16 protein-coding genes are annotated in these 15,742 nt (G+C 61.2%); all 16 read right to left on the reverse strand.

All coding sequences use genetic code 11. The features are described from left to right. Position 1: 1 nt before the first annotated feature. Positions 2–1,300, reverse strand: coding sequence for an amino acid ABC transporter permease (locus VWZ87_RS16440; RefSeq protein ID WP_416535598.1), 1,299 nt, complete (start codon positions 1,298–1,300; stop codon positions 2–4). Positions 1,301–1,303: 3 nt separating this feature from the next. After that, a complete protein-coding gene (locus VWZ87_RS16445) occupies positions 1,304–2,536 on the reverse strand; it encodes an amino acid ABC transporter permease (protein WP_340546610.1) in 1,233 nt (410 codons plus the stop codon). Between the two features lie 143 nt (positions 2,537–2,679). After that, entirely contained in the window at positions 2,680–3,696 is a 1,017-nt protein-coding gene (locus VWZ87_RS16450) for an amino acid ABC transporter substrate-binding protein (protein ID WP_340546609.1), read from the reverse strand. Between the two features lie 229 nt (positions 3,697–3,925). Beyond that, positions 3,926–4,633, reverse strand: coding sequence for an ATP12 family chaperone protein (locus VWZ87_RS16455; RefSeq protein ID WP_416535599.1), 708 nt, complete (start codon positions 4,631–4,633; stop codon positions 3,926–3,928). Between the two features lie 4 nt (positions 4,634–4,637). After that, positions 4,638–5,306, reverse strand: a complete 669-nt coding sequence (locus VWZ87_RS16460; protein WP_416535600.1) for an HAD-IA family hydrolase — start codon at positions 5,304–5,306, stop codon at positions 4,638–4,640. Between the two features lie 12 nt (positions 5,307–5,318). Next, positions 5,319–6,365, reverse strand: a complete 1,047-nt coding sequence (locus VWZ87_RS16465) for an RluA family pseudouridine synthase (RefSeq protein ID WP_416535601.1) — start codon at positions 6,363–6,365, stop codon at positions 5,319–5,321. Continuing rightward, a complete protein-coding gene (crcB, locus tag VWZ87_RS16470) occupies positions 6,362–6,742 on the reverse strand; it encodes a fluoride efflux transporter CrcB (protein ID WP_416535602.1) in 381 nt (126 codons plus the stop codon). Before crcB ends, VWZ87_RS16465 begins: the two co-directional genes overlap by 4 nt. Before the next feature lie 135 nt (positions 6,743–6,877). Next, on the reverse strand, positions 6,878–8,200 hold the full coding sequence (locus VWZ87_RS16475; RefSeq protein WP_416535603.1) for a replication-associated recombination protein A: 1,323 nt from the start codon (positions 8,198–8,200) through the stop codon (positions 6,878–6,880). A 2-nt stretch (positions 8,201–8,202) separates the two neighbouring features. Next, a complete protein-coding gene (locus tag VWZ87_RS16480; protein WP_416535604.1) occupies positions 8,203–9,600 on the reverse strand; it encodes a trypsin-like peptidase domain-containing protein in 1,398 nt (465 codons plus the stop codon). Positions 9,601–9,794: 194 nt separating this feature from the next. Next, complete coding sequence (gene rplQ, locus VWZ87_RS16485; RefSeq protein ID WP_340546604.1) at positions 9,795–10,217, reverse strand: 50S ribosomal protein L17; 423 nt, start codon at positions 10,215–10,217, stop codon at positions 9,795–9,797. Between the two features lie 133 nt (positions 10,218–10,350). After that, on the reverse strand, positions 10,351–11,367 hold the full coding sequence (locus VWZ87_RS16490) for a DNA-directed RNA polymerase subunit alpha (protein WP_014875981.1): 1,017 nt from the start codon (positions 11,365–11,367) through the stop codon (positions 10,351–10,353). Between the two features lie 117 nt (positions 11,368–11,484). After that, positions 11,485–11,874 carry a 30S ribosomal protein S11 gene (gene rpsK, locus VWZ87_RS16495; RefSeq protein WP_014875982.1) on the reverse strand — a complete coding sequence of 130 codons (390 nt, stop codon included), beginning with the start codon at positions 11,872–11,874 and terminating at the stop codon, positions 11,485–11,487. A gap of 15 nt (positions 11,875–11,889) precedes the next feature. Further along, positions 11,890–12,258, reverse strand: coding sequence for a 30S ribosomal protein S13 (gene rpsM, locus VWZ87_RS16500; RefSeq protein WP_340546603.1), 369 nt, complete (start codon positions 12,256–12,258; stop codon positions 11,890–11,892). 339 nt (positions 12,259–12,597) lie between these two features. Then, positions 12,598–13,245, reverse strand: a complete 648-nt coding sequence (locus VWZ87_RS16505) for an adenylate kinase (RefSeq protein ID WP_340546602.1) — start codon at positions 13,243–13,245, stop codon at positions 12,598–12,600. Beyond that, positions 13,242–14,606, reverse strand: a complete 1,365-nt coding sequence (gene secY, locus VWZ87_RS16510; RefSeq protein ID WP_340546601.1) for a preprotein translocase subunit SecY — start codon at positions 14,604–14,606, stop codon at positions 13,242–13,244. Before secY ends, VWZ87_RS16505 begins: the two co-directional genes overlap by 4 nt. A 110-nt stretch (positions 14,607–14,716) precedes the next feature. Then, the gene (gene rplO, locus VWZ87_RS16515) at positions 14,717–15,187 is read right to left on the reverse strand and encodes a 50S ribosomal protein L15 (RefSeq protein WP_260089702.1); all 471 of its coding nucleotides are present in this window, start codon (positions 15,185–15,187) and stop codon (positions 14,717–14,719) included. Positions 15,188–15,742 lie beyond the last annotated feature (555 nt).

Genomic DNA, 15,742 nt, shown 5'->3' on the forward strand with positions numbered 1-15,742 from the left:
CTTAACGGTGATCGGTGGCGAGACGGCGCTCGAGCCACTGTGAGTACTGAGAGATGCCGTAGCAGACGATGAAGAACAGGAAGGCGGCAAAGCCGAGGAGTTCCCAATAGACGCCGTTCCACTCGGTGGAGGCGAGGATTGGGCCCCGGATCATGCCCACCAGGTCGAACATCGAGATGACCGACACCAGTGTGGTATCCTTGAACAGGCCAACGGCCACGTTCACGATACCGGGGATCGAGATCTTCAGTGCCTGCGGCAGGATGATCAGACGCATGGCCTGCGGGTAGTCGAGACCCAGACTGTCTGCTGCTTCATACTGCCCCTTGGGCAGCGCGGCCAGACCGCCCCGGATCACTTCGGCGATATAGGCCGCGGAGAACAGGGTGATCATGATGACCACGCGCAGGAACAGGTCCACGGTGGCATCTGGCGGGAAGAAGTAGGACAGCATCACCGATGCCACGAACAGCAGGGTGATCAGCGGCACGCCACGCACGAATTCGATGAAGACGACGCAGATCCACTTGATCAGCGGCATGTTGGACTGACGGCCCAGTGCCAGCGCGATACCCAGCGGCACCGACAGCGACACGCAGGTCACACCCAGCATCATGTTCAGCATGAAGCCACCCAGATCGCGCGAAGGCACAGCTGACAGCATCGCGGTGTCAGACGCCCCTTCCGGGATCAGATAGCCACCGACATTCCAGACCACGACCGCTGCAACAATCGCGCCGAAGAACCCCAGAGCAAAACTGCCCTTGCCGTATTTCTGGAACACAAACCCGGCGGCAACAAAGCCAAGCAAGGCAACGATCGGCACCAGGATCGAGCCGCCCCAGATCAGCCAGAAGGCCAGGAACGGGTAGATCGCGGTGAAGGCCAAGAGCTTGCGCGGCAGGTCAAAGAACAGAACCGGTGCCAGCGCAATCAACAGCAGCACAAGGGCCAGATTCGGGCGCCAGTATTCACTGGCCGGATATTTGAACCCATAGAGCAGCTGGTTCCAGCGCTCGGTCAGGACCGAGAAACAGGCACCAACCTTGCCATCCAGAACCTCGCGACATTCGGCAAGCGAGTTGGTGGTCCATACACCGTTCAGCAGCCACGGAACCGTGGTGCTCAGCAGCAGATAGATCAGCACCAGCGCCGCCAGCGTCAGGATCGAATTGGGAATGCTGGAGAACAGGTTCTCTCGCATCCATTTATAGGCACCGGTTTCACGCGCCGGCGGCGGGGCCGGCGGGATTTCCGTATCGCGGACAAAGGCGATAGTTTGAGAGTGTGTATCGCTCATGTCTCAGCGCTCCTTCAGTTTCACAGATGCGTTGTAGACGTTCATCACCATCGAAATCAGCAGCGATGCGGTGAGGTAGAACAGCATCAGCAGCAGAACACATTCGATTGCACGGCCGGTCTGGTTCAGCGTGATGCCGCCCAGGGTCGCGGTGATATCGGCGTAACCAACGGCGATCGCCAGCGAGGAGTTTTTGGTGATGTTGAGGAAGTTGGAGATCAGCGGTGGAATGATGACGCGCAGCGCCTGCGGCAGCACCACCAGATTCATGATCCGGCCGGGACGCAGACCCAGTGCCGCTGCGGCTTCGGTCTGACCCTTGTTGATCGCCTGAATACCCGCACGCACGTTTTCCGCGATGAAAGCACCGGTGTAGATCGACAGAGCGAACCACAGCGCGATCAGCGGACCACCGATTTTGATACCGCCGGTGAAGTTGAAGCCTTTCAGCTCCGGTACTTCCCAGGACAGCCCCATCAGGAACAGCACCAGGAGCACCGGCACCAGCCAGACGCCCAGGCCAATCCATGTGGTATTGGGGCGCACGCCTGTTTCTTCCTGCGTCTTGGTCGCGTTGGTCTCGACCTTGCGCATCACGAAGAAGGACAGGGCCAGTGCCGCCAGAACCACCAGCCAGTTCATCGTGGTGGAGGCAAACAGACCGCTCTCGAACCAGGGCATCGGGATGTAGACACCGCGGTTGGTGAAGGCAAAGAGGTCAAACACCATGCTCGACGTGGCATCGTCACCGCGGAATTCCCGCGGGCCGGGCATCACGGCTGTCATGATCGTGAAAATGATGATGATCCAGATCAGCACCGGAATATTGCGGAAGATTTCCACATAAACGGCCATCAATTTGGAGACGAGCCAGTTGTTCGACAGGCGTAGAACACCCGCGATCACACCAAAGACGGTGGCCGTGATACAGGAGAGAAAGGCCACCAGCAGCGTGTTCAAAATGCCGACCACAGCAGCACGCGCATGGCTGGACTGGCTGTCGTATTCGATCAGACGCTGGTTGATGTCGTAACCGGATGGATCCCCAAGGAACCCGTATGAAATATTCAGACCCGCGGCGCGCAGGTTCTGAATAAGGTTGTTCCCCAGATACCAGATGGCCAAGGCCAGAACCAGCGCAGCAATCGCCTGGAAGGTCAACGAACGATAGCGGGTATCGTTGACCAACATGGACAGCTGAAACTGTGCCTTTGGAGGGTCAGTGAGAGTTGACATGAATGTGTGATCCCCGTGGCTTATAGGTCGACTGTTCGGCGGGGTTGGGTCCCTGCTCGCGTCCAGACCTTAAGCGTTTTTGTTAGGATAGGTCGGGAGGTAAAAGGGCGCAGGTTGGTCCTGCGCCCTTTCCTCAGTAGATCTTAGCGGAAAGGCGGTGCGTAGAGCAGGCCACCTTCGGTCCACTGTGCGTTCAGACCACGTGCCAGACCAATCGGAGTGTCTTCGCCGATGTTCTTTGCAAAGACTTCGCCGTAGTTGCCACCAGCGGCAATTGCGTTCTTCGCCCAGTCAGCAGACAGGCCCAGCATCTCGCCCAGGGTGCCTTCGGCGCCCAGCAGACGGTTGATTTCCGGGTTCTCGGTGCCAGCGGCCATTTCACCGATGTTGGCGGAGGTCACGCCCAGCTCTTCAGCTGCGATCAGCGCCATCAGGCTCCAGCGAACAACATCGCCCCACTCGTGGTCGCCGTGGCGAACCAGCGGGCCGAGCGGCTCTTTGGAGATGATTTCGGGCAGCAGAACATGTGCCGAAGGATCATCGAAGGTCGCGCGGGTTGCCGCCAGACCGGAGGCGTCGGTGGTGTAAACGTCACAGGCACCAGCCAGATACTGCTGCTGCGCTTCGGCGTTGGTTTCGATCGGAACCGGCTCGTAGCTGATGTTGTTGGAACGGAAGAAATCCGCCAGGTTCAGCTCGGTGGTGGTACCGGTCTGGATGCAGACGGTCGCGCCGTCCAGTTCCTTCGCGGAGGACACGCCCAGTTCCTTGGGAACCATGAAGCCCTGACCGTCGTAGTAGTTCACACCAACGAATTCGAACTTCAGGTCGACGTCGCGGCTGAAGGTCCAGGTGGTGTTACGGGCCAGCATGTCGATCTCGCCGGAGGCCAGAGCGGTGAAGCGGGTTTTGCCGGTGGTCGGCACGAATTCAACGGCGGTCGAGTCGCCCAGAACAGCCGCAGCAACCGCGCGGCAGACAGCAACGTCAAAACCTTCCCATTCGCCGTTGGCATTGGGCGCCGCAAAACCGACCAGACCGGTGGTCACACCGCAGTTCAGCTTGCCGCGGGCCTTGACGTCGTCCAGCGTGCCCGCCGCAGCGGCACCGGCGGCCAGACCAGCAACAGTCAGCGCACCCAAAATTACCTTATTCTTCATGTTTACCTCTTCCTGATTGTCCGCCTATTTGGCGGCTCTTTTTGCCCGGCACCAGCCATGCCGGAGATAGGTGGTGAAACAAGGGTGACCCCATTTCGCGACCGAGTGTGGGCGCATTCATCAACAAACGTCAAGGGTGGGATCAGGAAATTCGATGGGCGCATAGCGAACATTTTTGCGGTCGCGAACGATTTTTGCGGCAGCGCCCCGATCTGGGTAATATATTGCGCTAACAGGAAAAATCGTAGAACCGCTTAGCGTGCAAAAACGCTGTGCGTTTCAGGTCTGCGGTGGCCTGAGCCTCGTCGTCCCGGCCCCATTGCTGCTCCTGCCACAGCTCGTCCAACCGCGACATTTCCCAGATTTCATCTGCCGGCCGCCAGCCCCGTGCGGCCGCAAACCCCAGCACCAGAGAGCCCGACATCGCCACCAGATCATGGAAGGCCGCCAGCTGAAAGGGTGTCATTTCATGGACTAAGCCGCGCAGACGGTGCAGCGCCTCAGGGTCCTGGGGCACATGCAGGATGCCCGTGCGCGGCTGCAACCGGGCCGCCAGCGCTTCCGCAGCCCAGTCCAGCGCCGGGTCCCAGATCTCGGCCTGACGCTGCACCAATTCGACCGGCATTTCGGCGCGATAGCACAAAAGATCGGAATCTGCGTAATCCGCCAGCATATCCGACACTTCGCCATGTTGATGCGACACCTTGTCGATTGCAGCATTCGCAGAACGCGTCATAGGCATCGACAAAGGGTCAACTGATTCGGTCTGCGCGTCCCATTCCGCGGCAATTGCATCGCCCATCTCACGGGTCGGAACGATCAGCGGCGCCTTGGCCGGCGTCTTCACGCGGCGGCTGTCCAGCTCGATGGCAAAGCCGCTCTCGGCCTCCGCCACGGCGACCTCTTTCCAAAACCGTTTCTGTTTCCACTCGCTCATGTCGTCAGTCTTTCCAGATGTCCTGCAACAGCGGCGCCAGCGCGGCGAAACTGTCGATAATATGATCCGCCCCAAGGCGCTCGGCCGGGTGAAAGCCCCAGTTGACCGCAATCGTATGCACCCCGGCTGCGCGCCCCATGTCGATGTCAAAACTGGTATCGCCAATCATCACCGTATGCGCAGGTGCCACCCCGGAGTCGGCCATCGCCCGCAGCACCATCGACGGATGCGGTTTCGACGGGTGGTGATCGGCACATTGCCGGGTTACGAAACAGCGCAGGTCATGGGACGCGATCAGCGCATCCAGCCCGCGCTGTGATTTTCCGGTGGCCACCCCCAGCAGGTAGTGCGGCACGGCATTCAGCTCCGCCAGCACCTCCGCCGCCCCGGGATAGAGCGGTGAATGCCCCGCGCCCGCCGCCAGACGGGCCGATTTATAAGCGGATTTATAGCCGTCGACCAAGCCGGCCTGGACGGCAGCGCTCTGCCCCGGCGCCAGCTCGGCCATCGCCTGCGGCAGGGACAATCCAACAATCGACAGGATGTCCTGCCGGCTGGGCAGGGCCAGCCCGACCCCGGCAAACGCCGCCGCCATCGCCGAGGTGATGGCACCCTGGCTGTCGGCCAGCGTACCATCCACATCAAAGAGGATCAGGCGCAGGTCACGGCTCATCCACGCGCGCCCTTATTGCAGGCTCTCAAACGGATCTTCTGCCGCCAGATCTTCGGACCAGCCAAAGGTGTCCCAGCTGTCCTTCATATGATCGGGCAAGGGCGCGGTGATCGACAGCGTCTTGCGCGTCACCGGATGTTCAAACGCCATGCGGCGGCAGTGCAGATGCAGCTTCTTGGAGATGATGCCGCCCAGCTGCGCGCCCCAGCCATCGCCAAGGTTCTCCTGCCCCGAGCCGCCGTATTTGCCGTCGCCCGCAATCGGATGGCCGATCTCGGCCATATGCGCGCGCAGCTGATGGGTGCGACCGGTGATCGGCTCCATCGCCACCCAGGCCGCCCGGCTGGCAACCCGGTAGAGCGTGGCATATTGGGTATGCGAGCGTTTGGCGCCGGGTGTGCTGTCCACCTCGTTGGAATGGATGGCGATCATCTTCTCGCCTTCGCCGCTTTTGCCATGGCCCGGAGCCTTGACCAGCCCGCATTTGATCTCGCCCAGATAGGGAGTCGGCACGCCCGCCACCAGCGCCCAGTAGATCTTGCGCGTGGCACGATGCCGGAACGCCGCCGTCAGCGACTGCGCCGCCAGACGGGTGCGCGCCAGCACCAGAACACCGGAGGTATCCTTGTCCAGCCGGTGCACCAGACGCGGCTTCTCCTCGGCGTCGAACTGCAAGGCGGCACTCAGCCCGTCGACATGTTTGGTGGTGCCGCTGCCGCCCTGCACCGCCAGACCCGCGGGTTTGTTCAGCACGATGACGGCATCATCCTTGTAGATCACGCAGCCCCGGATCATCTTGGCGTCGGCCTCGGAAATCCGGTAGCTCGGCGCCTCTGCCGGTTTCAGATCGCTGGCGCCAAGCGGCGGCACCCGCACCACCTGCCCGGCCTCGACGCGGGAACTGGCCTTGACCCGGCCCCCATCCAGACGCAGCTCGCCCTTGCGGCACATCTTCTCGATGCGGCCCTGGCTCACATGGGGAAACAGGCGGCGCAACCAGCGGTCGATACGCTGGCCTGCGTCGTCTTCAGTGACAGTAATCATCTGTACGCCGCTCATGCGAACACTCCTCTGGCGGCCATCAGGCCCAAAAACAGCCCGCCGACCGACAGGCCAACGGACAACAGCACATATAGCGCAGCCTGCCCCAGGGCGCCGCGCTCGATCAGGGTGGCCGTCTCAAGCGAGAAGGCCGAAAACGTCGTGAAGCCGCCCAGCAGGCCGGTCATCACAAACGGGCTGAGATGGGTCAGCCCCTTATGGGCGGCAGCAACCACAAACAGCCCCATAACAAAGGAACCGATCACATTCACCGCAAGGATCGCCACCGGAAAATCCCCCACCCCGAAGACGCGGTGGATCCCCAAACCGGCCAGATAGCGGCAGGCCGCGCCGATCGCGCCGCCCAGAGCCACATATAGAACCGAAAAAACCATCTGCGGTCTGTCGCCGGCTGGCGCGGTGATGTCAAGTTTTGCGCGCTGCATGGCAGCATTGCAGCCACGGCGCAGGCCCGTCATCTTTCCAGAAATACTCGCGCCGCAGGCCCGGCTTTGCCCGGCAAAGCCGGATCAGCTGTTCCGCTTGGCGCGCAGATTGGCAAAATACTCGGTCCGGCGCTTCAACTCGCGCTCAAAGCCCCGCTCGACCGGCTGATAAAGCACCGGGCGCGGCACGTCGTCGGGAAAATAGTTCTGCCCCGAAAACCCGTCGGCGGCGTTGTGATCGTAATCATAACCCTCACCGTAGCCTTGCGACTTCATCAGCTTGGTCGGCGCGTTCAGGATATGTTTGGGCGGCGGCGCGCTGCCGGTCTGTTTCGCGAGCCGTCGCGCCGCCTTATAGGCCATGTAGCCCGCGTTGGTCTTGGGGGCGAGGGCCAGGTAGATCACCGCCTGGGCCAGCGCCAGCTCGCCCTCCGGGCTGCCAAGGCGCTCATAGGTCTCCCAGGCCTCGATGCAGATGCCCTGCGCCTGCGGATCGGCCAGCGCGATATCCTCCACAGCCATGCGGGTGAGCCGGCGCGCCAGATAGCGCGGATCCTCGCCACCCTCCAGCATCCGGGCAAACCAGTAGAGGGCTGCATCCGGGTCGGAGCCGCGCACGGATTTATGCAGGGCAGAAATCAGGTTGTAATGCTCATCGCCGGATTTGTCGTATTTCGCCGCCCGCCGCATCAGCCGGGTGGCCAGCGCCTCGCGGCCCAGCGGGCTGTCCACGGTCCACGCGGCGATCTGTTCGATGAGGTTCAGCAGCGCCCGCCCGTCGCCGTCGGCCATCCCCTGAAGCGCGTCGCGGGCATCGGGCGTCAGCGTCAGGGCGCGGCCCAGCTCCTGCTCGGCGCGCTGGGTCAGCCGCTCCAGATCGACCAGAGACAGGCGTTCCAGCACCAGCACCTGCGCCCGGCTCAGCACAGCGGCGTTCAGTTCAAACGACGGGTTTTCAGTGGTCGCCCCCACCAGCAGAATGGTGCCATCCTCCATGTGCGGCAGGAAGCCGTCCTGCTGCGCCTTGTTGAACCGGTGGATCTCATCCACGAACAGCAATGTCCCCTGCCCGTTCTGACGGCGGATCCTTGCGGCTTCGAACACCTTTTTCAGATCCGGCACGCCGGTGAAAATGGCCGAGATCTGCACGAAATGGAGATCGGTTTCACGGGCCAGCAGCCGGGCGATGGTGGTCTTGCCCACGCCCGGTGGTCCCCAGAAGATCAGCGATGACAGCGAGCCCGATGCCAGCATCACCCCCAGCGGGGCGTCCTCGCCCAGAACCTGCGTCTGGCCGATCACCTCTGCCAGCGTCTTCGGCCGCAGCCGATCCGCCAGCGGGCGGTTCAGCTCGGCGGTCGGATCTGGCCGGGGCGCGGCATCACCGCTGTCAAAGAGATCAGCCATGATCAGAGCCGGTAACGCAGCGACACGCGCTGGCCCTGACGGTTCAGATCAATCTTCATCCAGCGGCCAATCGCCGCCAGCACGGCAGAGACATCGGAGGGGGTCTCGATGGCCTCATTGTTGATGCCAAGGATAATGTCACCGGCGCGCAGACCGACACGGCCGCCATAGGCGCCGGGATCGGTGATCACCACACCTGTGGCGGTCATCGGCAGCTGCAAACGAACAATCGACTGCGGGTTGATCCGCGCAAGGGTCAGCCCCGGCAGCGGCGTCCCTTCGGGCAGGGTAAGCGGATCGGCGGGCGGATCATCGGGGGCCAGCATCATCTCGACCATCACCGTGCTGCGCTCGGTGCCGCGCAGCCTGGTCACCTCGGCGCTGTCGCCCAGACCGGCCACCGACATGCGGAAGACCATTTCGGAGGGCGAATTCACCGCCTCCCCCGCCACGTCGAGCACCACATCCCCCACCTCGAACCCGGCCTTGGCAAAGGGGCTGGCGGGATGCAGTTCCGAGATCACCATGCCTTCTGGCAGCTCCATCCCAAGCGACGCCGCCAGATCGGCATCGACCGGCTGGCCCATCATGCCTGCCCAGGGGCGCTGGAATTCCTCGGCACCATCATGGGCCTGCCGCATGAAGGCCCGCACCAGATTGGCCGGGATCGCAAAACCGATCCCGTTAGAGCCGCCGGAGCGGGTGACGATGCGGGTGTTGATGCCAATCAGATTGCCATTCACATCAATCAGCGCCCCACCAGAGTTGCCGGGGTTAATCGGCGCGTCGGTCTGAATGAAATAGCCGATCCCCTCGCCCGTCGCCGCGCCGGAGCGCGCCAGCCCGGAGACGATGCCGCTGCTGACGGTCTGGCCCACCCCAAAGGGGTTGCCGATCGCCAGTGCCAGTTCGCCCACCTCTACCCGGTCACTGTCACGCAGCTCCAGAAAGGGGAGGTCCTTGGCGTCCTGTAGCTGGAGAATGGCCAGATCGCTGGCCTCATCCGCCAGCACCACCTGAGCGGCATATTCGCGCCGGTCGGTGGTCACCACCCGGATATCCGTCGCCATGCCAACCACATGGTAGTTCGACACCACGATGCCATCAGCCGACAGGATCACCCCGGAGCCAAGCGAGTTCTGCACCCGTGGCTGCGGCTTTGACAGGCCGCGAAAGAAATCGTCGAAGAAGGGATCGTTCATAAAAGGCGTGCGGCGCTGTTCCTGCACGATCTTGGCATAGATGTTCACCACCGCAGGCGCCGCCTGTTTCACCAGAGGCGCAAAACCAAGCGAGATTTCTGCCTGCGACTGGGGCACGCGGGTTTCGGCAAAGGCCTGTGTGGAGGGGATCTGAGTGGCCAGAAACAGGCCCGCTGCGGTCAGGATGGCACGAAACATGACGACTCCGATTGTTCTTGTGAACAGGATATGCGGACCGCTGCCGTCTTTTACAAGGTAGGATTCACAGGGGAAAATCCGCGACTTTGGCCCCTATCCCCAACCGGGGGCCTCCCGCGAAACGGGGGCGCAGAACGAAAAACCCCCGCCCTGTTGCCAGAGCGGGGGTCAGGTCCGGTGGAAACCGGGAGTTCTTATTCGTCAGCAGCAGCTTCTGCTTCGGCCAGGCGTGCCTTGTCGGCGGCGCCTTTGGCATCGCGATCACGATCAACGAATTCGATGATCGCCATCGGTGCCATGTCGCCATAGCGGAAACCGGCTTTCAGGATACGGACATAGCCGCCCTGACGGTCTTTGTAGCGCGGGCCCAGAACGTCGAACAGTTTTGCAACGTCCTTGTCTTCCTTCAGCTTGGACGCGGCCTGACGGCGGGCGTGCAGGTCGCCACGCTTTGCCAGGGTGATCATCTTTTCGATGATCGGGCGCAGTTCTTTTGCTTTGGGAAGGGTTGTCTTGATCTGCTCGTGCTCGATCAGCGAGCCGGCCATGTTGGAGAACAGGGCCTTACGGTGCTCATGAGTACGGTTCAGGCGGCGGTAACCACGTGCGTGACGCATTTTTTCAATCCTTTACTTCGCGTTTTGCTTTGTCAGGCGGCTGATGCGTGTCAGCTGCTCTCCTTGGGGCAGGTGCCCGGGTCTTCCCCCGCAACCGGGGCATTTCGGGCGGCCCTAGAGGCCGCCCAATCTCTTAGAAGCTGTCTTCGAACTTCTTGGCCAGATCTTCGATGTTGTCCGGCGGCCAGTCCTCGACATCCATGCCAAGGTGCAGACCCATGCCCGACAGCACTTCTTTGATCTCGTTCAGCGACTTGCGGCCAAAGTTCGGCGTGCGCAGCATTTCTGCTTCGGTCTTCTGGATGAGATCGCCGATGTAGACGATGTTGTCGTTCTTCAGGCAGTTTGCAGACCGGACAGACAGTTCCAGTTCGTCCACTTTCTTCAGCAGAAGCGGGTTGAACTCGAGACCGTCGTCGTCGTCCTGACGGTTTGCCGATTCCGGCTCGTCGAAGTTGACGAAGATCGACAGCTGATCCTGCACGATACGGGCCGCATAGGCGACCGCGTCGTCGGGCGTGATGGAGCCATCGGTTTCGATCTTCATGGTCAGCTTGTCATAGTCCAGAACCTGACCTTCACGGGTCGGCTGAACGTCATAGGAGACCTTCTTGACCGGCGAGTAGATGGCGTCGATCGGGATCAGACCGATGGGCGCATCTTCAGGCTTGTTCTTGTCAGCAGAGACATAGCCCTTGCCGGTGTTGACGGTCAGTTCCATGAACAGATCGGCACCATCGTCAAGGTGGCAGATCACGTGCTCACGGTTCAGCACTTCGATGCCAGCGGATTCGGAGATGTCACCGGCGGTGACAACTGCGGGGCCTTTGGCATTGATCGACAGGCGCTTGGGGCCTTCGACTTCCATGCGCAGCGATACGCCTTTGAGGTTCAGGATGATGTCGGTGACATCTTCGCGAACGCCGGCGACGCTGGAGAATTCATGCAGAACATTGTCGATCTGCACGGAGGTGATGGCGGCGCCTTGCAGCGAGCTCATCAGAACGCGGCGCAGCGCGTTGCCCAGTGTCAGGCCAAAGCCGCGTTCCAGCGGTTCAGCCACAACGGTGGCCTGGCGTGCGGGATCATTGCCCGGCTTCACGTCAAGCTGAGTCGGCTTGATCAGTTCAGCCCAATTCTTGTGGATCATGCGGTCCCTCCATTCCTGTCCGTACCTCATGTCCGAAAGGTACAGACGCCCGAGGTTTCAAATGGCGTACTGGGGCCTTGCAGAAATCGCAAAGCCCCAGCAAAAAATCAGTGTCGCTTAGACGCGGCGGCGCTTCGGCGGGCGGCAGCCGTTGTGCGCGATCGGGGTCACATCACGGATCGAGGTGATGTTGAAGCCCACTGCGGCCAGGGCGCGCAGTGCGGATTCACGGCCCGAACCGGGGCCCTGAACTTCGACTTCCAGAGTTTTAACGCCGTGTTCCTGCGCTTTTTTGCCTGCATCTTCAGCAGCCATCTGAGCGGCATAAGGAGTCGATTTACGCGACCCTTTGAAGCCCATGGTGCCTGCGGAGGACCAGGAAATCGCATTGCCTTGCACATCCGAGATCAGGATCTTGGTGTTGTTGAACGAGGAGTTCACATGTGCAACGCCGGAGGCGATGTTCTTGCGCTCTTTGCGCTTGGTACGAGTCTTATCGCGTGCCATTGATCAAACCCTCCCTTATTTCTTCTTACCAGCAATGGCCTTTGCGGGGCCTTTGCGAGTACGAGCGTTGGTGTGGGTACGCTGACCGCGAACGGGCAGGTTACGACGATGGCGCAGACCGCGGTAGCAGCCCAGGTCCATCAGACGCTTGATGTTCATCTGAACTTCACGGCGCAGGTCGCCTTCGACGGTGTAGTTGGCGTCGATGTGCTCACGCACGGCCAGAACTTCAGCGTCGGACAGCTCGTTCACACGACGGGTTGCGTCGATGCCTACGGCTTCGCAGATGGCTTGAGCAGAGGTCGTGCCAATGCCGGTGATATAGGTAAGGGCGATAGGTACCCGCTTTGCAGTCGGGATGTTTACGCCGGCAATACGTGCCACGTGTCACTTTCCTTTTCGTTGCGGTTCCGTAGCGCCGGAACCTTTTTTCACAACGCTTGACCTTGGCAGTGTCGCCCGTGGGTCCAGCATTTCGAGGTGGTCAGGGCAGGCAAAAATTGCGCGCACCTGTGATGATTCCCAGAAGGGATGGGCTTCCGTATGTGGAAATCGTGCTATGGTCAACCCATCGGCAAGACTGGGACCGAAGTTTCCCGCAAGGTCAACCGTCAACGGCAGCATTTGTGACGTTTTATCTGCATATTGCCCTCCCCCGCAACAAAAACGCCCCGGCCAGAATGGCGCGGGGCGATGATCTATCAGTGCTGGAGAGGCCGTGGTTCAGTCGCCCATGATCCAGCCGAGATTCTTGCGAACCTCTTCGATGGAGGCCAGACCGTCGAGACGCTGAAGGTTGCCCTTGGCGTAGTAGTAGCCGATCAGCGGCGAGGTCTTCTTGTAGTATTCCATCAGCCGGGTGCGCAGGCTTTCCTCGTTGTCGTCGGGGCGACGTTTCTGCGAGGTACCGCCGCAGTTGGCGCATTTGCCATCGGCAGGCCAGGGCTTGGTCTCGTCGTGATAGACTTCACCGCAATCGCCACAGGTCGAACGACCGGTGATGCGGGCAACCAGCGCGGCGTCATCCACCTGCATCTCGATCACCGCGTCCAGCTTCTGGCCGGTTTCGCTCAGCAGTTCGGCCAGCGCATCCGCCTGCGCCAGCGTCCGCGGGAAACCGTCGAAGATAAAGCCGCCCTCGGCTCCTTCTTCGATCTTTTCGCGAATGAGCCCAATCACGATACGGTCAGTCACCAGCTCGCCGCGGGCGATCACAGCGGCAACCCGCTTGCCCATTTCGCTGCCCGACGCCTGCGCATCGCGCAGCATGTCGCCGGTGCTGAGCTGAACCATATTGCGCGATTCAACCAGGTAGCGTGCTTGTGTTCCCTTGCCCGCGCCGGGCGGGCCCAGAAGGATAATATTGCTCATCGGCGTGCAGGTCCCCGTCGTGTCCGTTTCTTATTGCGGCCGCGCAGCTGGCTCTTTTCAATGAGACCTTCGTATTGGTGCGCAAGCAGGTGGCTTTGTGCCTGTTGAATGGTGTCCATCACAACAGAAACCACAATCAACACGGAGGTGCCGCCAAAGTAAACCGGGATTGCAAGCTGACCACGCAGGATTTCCGGCAGCAGACAGACAGCCGCGAGATAGGCCGAACCCAGAACCAGCACGCGATTGACCACATATTCGAGGTATTCGGCGGTTTTCTTGCCGGGACGGATACCGGGAACAAAGCCGTTCTGATTCTTCAGGTTGGTCGCGACCTCATCAGGTTTGAAGGACACGTTGAAGGTGTAGAAATAGGCGAAGAACACGATCATACCGACAAAGAACAGCAGGTAGAGCGGCTGACCGGGGCCGAAGTTGGCCAGCAGCCAGGACATGATCGGGCCGGAGGTGCTGCCTGCGGAGAAGGTCGAGATGGTCACCGGCAGCAGCAGCAGCGAGGACGCAAAGATCGCCGGGATCACGCCTGCGGGGTTCACCTTGACCGGCAGGTGGCTGGAGCCACCGTCATAGACCTTCATGCCGACCTGACGGCGCGGGTACTGGATATGGATCTTGCGCAGGGCGCGCTCCATGAACACCACGAACATGATGATGGCGATCATCATCACGATCACCGCGATGATCACCGCCGGGCTGATCGCGCCGGAGCGGCCTGAGGCCAGGAACTGGGCAATCGCGGCGGGCACTTCGGCGATGATGCCAACGAAGATGATCAGGGAGATACCATTGCCGATGCCGCGCTGGGTGATCTGCTCGCCCAGCCACATCAGGAACATGGTGCCCCCCACCAGGGTGATCATGCAGGCGAGGCGGAAATAGAGCCCCGGATCGGTCGCCAGATCCCCCGATTCGAGCGAGACCGCCAGACCATAGGCCTGCGCTGTCGCCAGAAGCACGGTGCCGTAGCGGGTGTATTGGTTGATCTTCTTGCGGCCCTGCTCGCCCTCTTTCTTGAGCTGTTCGAGCGCCGGGACCATCGAGGTCAGCAGCTGCACAATGATCGACGCCGAAATATAGGGCATGATGCCAAGTGCAAAGATGCCCATACGGCCAAGCGCGCCGCCGGTGAACATGGACACCATGCCCCCGATGCCCTGCCCTGCCGAGGTCATGAACTGGCGCAGTGCATCCGCATCAATCCCCGGAACGGGAATATACGTGCCCAGGCGATAGACAATCAAAAGCCCGAGCGTAAACAGGATACGGTTGCGCAGATCCGTGGCTTTGCCAAGAGCGGCCCAGCTGGTGTTCGCCGCCATTTGTTCTGCTGCTGATACCATAAAAAAGGTCTCTTCTTGCGAAAACGCCGCCCAGGGCCGTTTTCCGGCTCGGGCGGCGTTAATGGAAAACTGAAGTCTATGTAAGCGGCATCGGCGCCGCTCACAAGCTGTTACTCAGCTGCGGCAGTGTTTGCCACGGTCAGGGCGCCACCGGCCTTTGCGACTGCGTCTACGGCGGCCTTGGAGGCGCCGGTCACAGCGATGGTTGCCTTGGCGGTGAAGTCACCCTTTGCCAGAACGCGGATACCGTCCAGCTTACGACGTACCAGACCCGACGAGATCAGGGTGTCTTCGGTGATGGAACCGGCTTCCAGCTTGCCTTCGTCGATGAATTTCTGGATCAGGCCCAGGTTCACAACAGCGTAGGACTTGCGGTTCGGCTTGTTGAAGCCGCGCTTGGGCAGACGCTGGTAGAGGGGCATCTGGCCGCCTTCGTAGCCATTGATCGAAACACCCGAACGGGATTTCTGACCTTTGATACCACGGCCACCCATTTTACCTTTGCCGGAACCCGGACCACGTGCTACGCGGGTGCGTTTCTTGGCGGCGCCTGGATTGTCGCGCAGTTCATTGAGTTTCATATCGCTTCTCCTTTGCCGGAACTGCCCCCGAAGCGGATTAGGGCAAACACGGCGTTTCTTGGTTTTCTGATTCTGTCGTCCAGAGGACCACCGGGGGCGTATAGACCCGATACCGCGCCGGATCAAGGGTTCAGTCCATATGCGGCGGACACCGGGTTCCAAAGCGGATCAGGGCAGCTGCCAAGCACCAAGGACCGCCAGGGCGTCGGCCCTGTCGGTGGCTGCTATTGCAGGTCTGTTGCGGTGTCCGTTGCGTCTGTGGCCGACCGATAAAGGGTGGCGGCGCCGCCGGGGGATGTGGAACGGGATCTCTCCCGTGCGAAATAATATTATCAAGCTCCCCGGTTGCCACACCGGGGCCCTGGTCATGGGTGCCGGGGGTGTCAGGCCCGGCGGGGATCGCGATCCTGTGTAGAATGCCACGGGCGCGTAAACGGATCATGGAGCGGGCGCGCGCCGGGGTGGCAACGGCCAGCGACTGGCTGGCAACGGGTCGGCCATCGGCATCGTCGCGCCAGAAACCAAAAACGCCCCCGCAGCGCGGAGGCGTGTCCA

The organism is Phaeobacter sp. JH20_37 (assembly GCF_048056015.1).
Classification (GTDB): Bacteria; Pseudomonadota; Alphaproteobacteria; order Rhodobacterales; family Rhodobacteraceae; genus Phaeobacter; species Phaeobacter bryozoorum.

Excerpts from the sequence above, each read along its gene's own strand:
- VWZ87_RS16440 (WP_416535598.1), bottom strand. The coding sequence starts at position 1,300 with ATGAGCGATACACACTCTCAAACTATCGCCTTTGTCCGCGATACGGAA.
- VWZ87_RS16445 (WP_340546610.1), bottom strand. The coding sequence starts at position 2,536 with ATGTCAACTCTCACTGACCCTCCAAAGGCACAGTTTCAGCTGTCCATG.
- VWZ87_RS16450 (WP_340546609.1), bottom strand. The coding sequence starts at position 3,696 with ATGAAGAATAAGGTAATTTTGGGTGCGCTGACTGTTGCTGGTCTGGCC.
- VWZ87_RS16455 (WP_416535599.1), bottom strand. The coding sequence starts at position 4,633 with ATGAGCGAGTGGAAACAGAAACGGTTTTGGAAAGAGGTCGCCGTGGCG.
- VWZ87_RS16460 (WP_416535600.1), bottom strand. The coding sequence starts at position 5,306 with ATGAGCCGTGACCTGCGCCTGATCCTCTTTGATGTGGATGGTACGCTG.
- VWZ87_RS16465 (WP_416535601.1), bottom strand. The coding sequence starts at position 6,365 with ATGAGCGGCGTACAGATGATTACTGTCACTGAAGACGACGCAGGCCAG.
- crcB (WP_416535602.1), bottom strand. The coding sequence starts at position 6,742 with ATGGTTTTTTCGGTTCTATATGTGGCTCTGGGCGGCGCGATCGGCGCG.
- VWZ87_RS16475 (WP_416535603.1), bottom strand. The coding sequence starts at position 8,200 with ATGGCTGATCTCTTTGACAGCGGTGATGCCGCGCCCCGGCCAGATCCG.
- VWZ87_RS16480 (WP_416535604.1), bottom strand. The coding sequence starts at position 9,600 with ATGTTTCGTGCCATCCTGACCGCAGCGGGCCTGTTTCTGGCCACTCAG.
- rplQ (WP_340546604.1), bottom strand. The coding sequence starts at position 10,217 with ATGCGTCACGCACGTGGTTACCGCCGCCTGAACCGTACTCATGAGCAC.
- VWZ87_RS16490 (WP_014875981.1), bottom strand. The coding sequence starts at position 11,367 with ATGATCCACAAGAATTGGGCTGAACTGATCAAGCCGACTCAGCTTGAC.
- rpsK (WP_014875982.1), bottom strand. The coding sequence starts at position 11,874 with ATGGCACGCGATAAGACTCGTACCAAGCGCAAAGAGCGCAAGAACATC.
- VWZ87_RS16505 (WP_340546602.1), bottom strand. The coding sequence starts at position 13,245 with ATGAGCAATATTATCCTTCTGGGCCCGCCCGGCGCGGGCAAGGGAACA.
- secY (WP_340546601.1), bottom strand. The coding sequence starts at position 14,606 with ATGGTATCAGCAGCAGAACAAATGGCGGCGAACACCAGCTGGGCCGCT.
- rplO (WP_260089702.1), bottom strand. The coding sequence starts at position 15,187 with ATGAAACTCAATGAACTGCGCGACAATCCAGGCGCCGCCAAGAAACGC.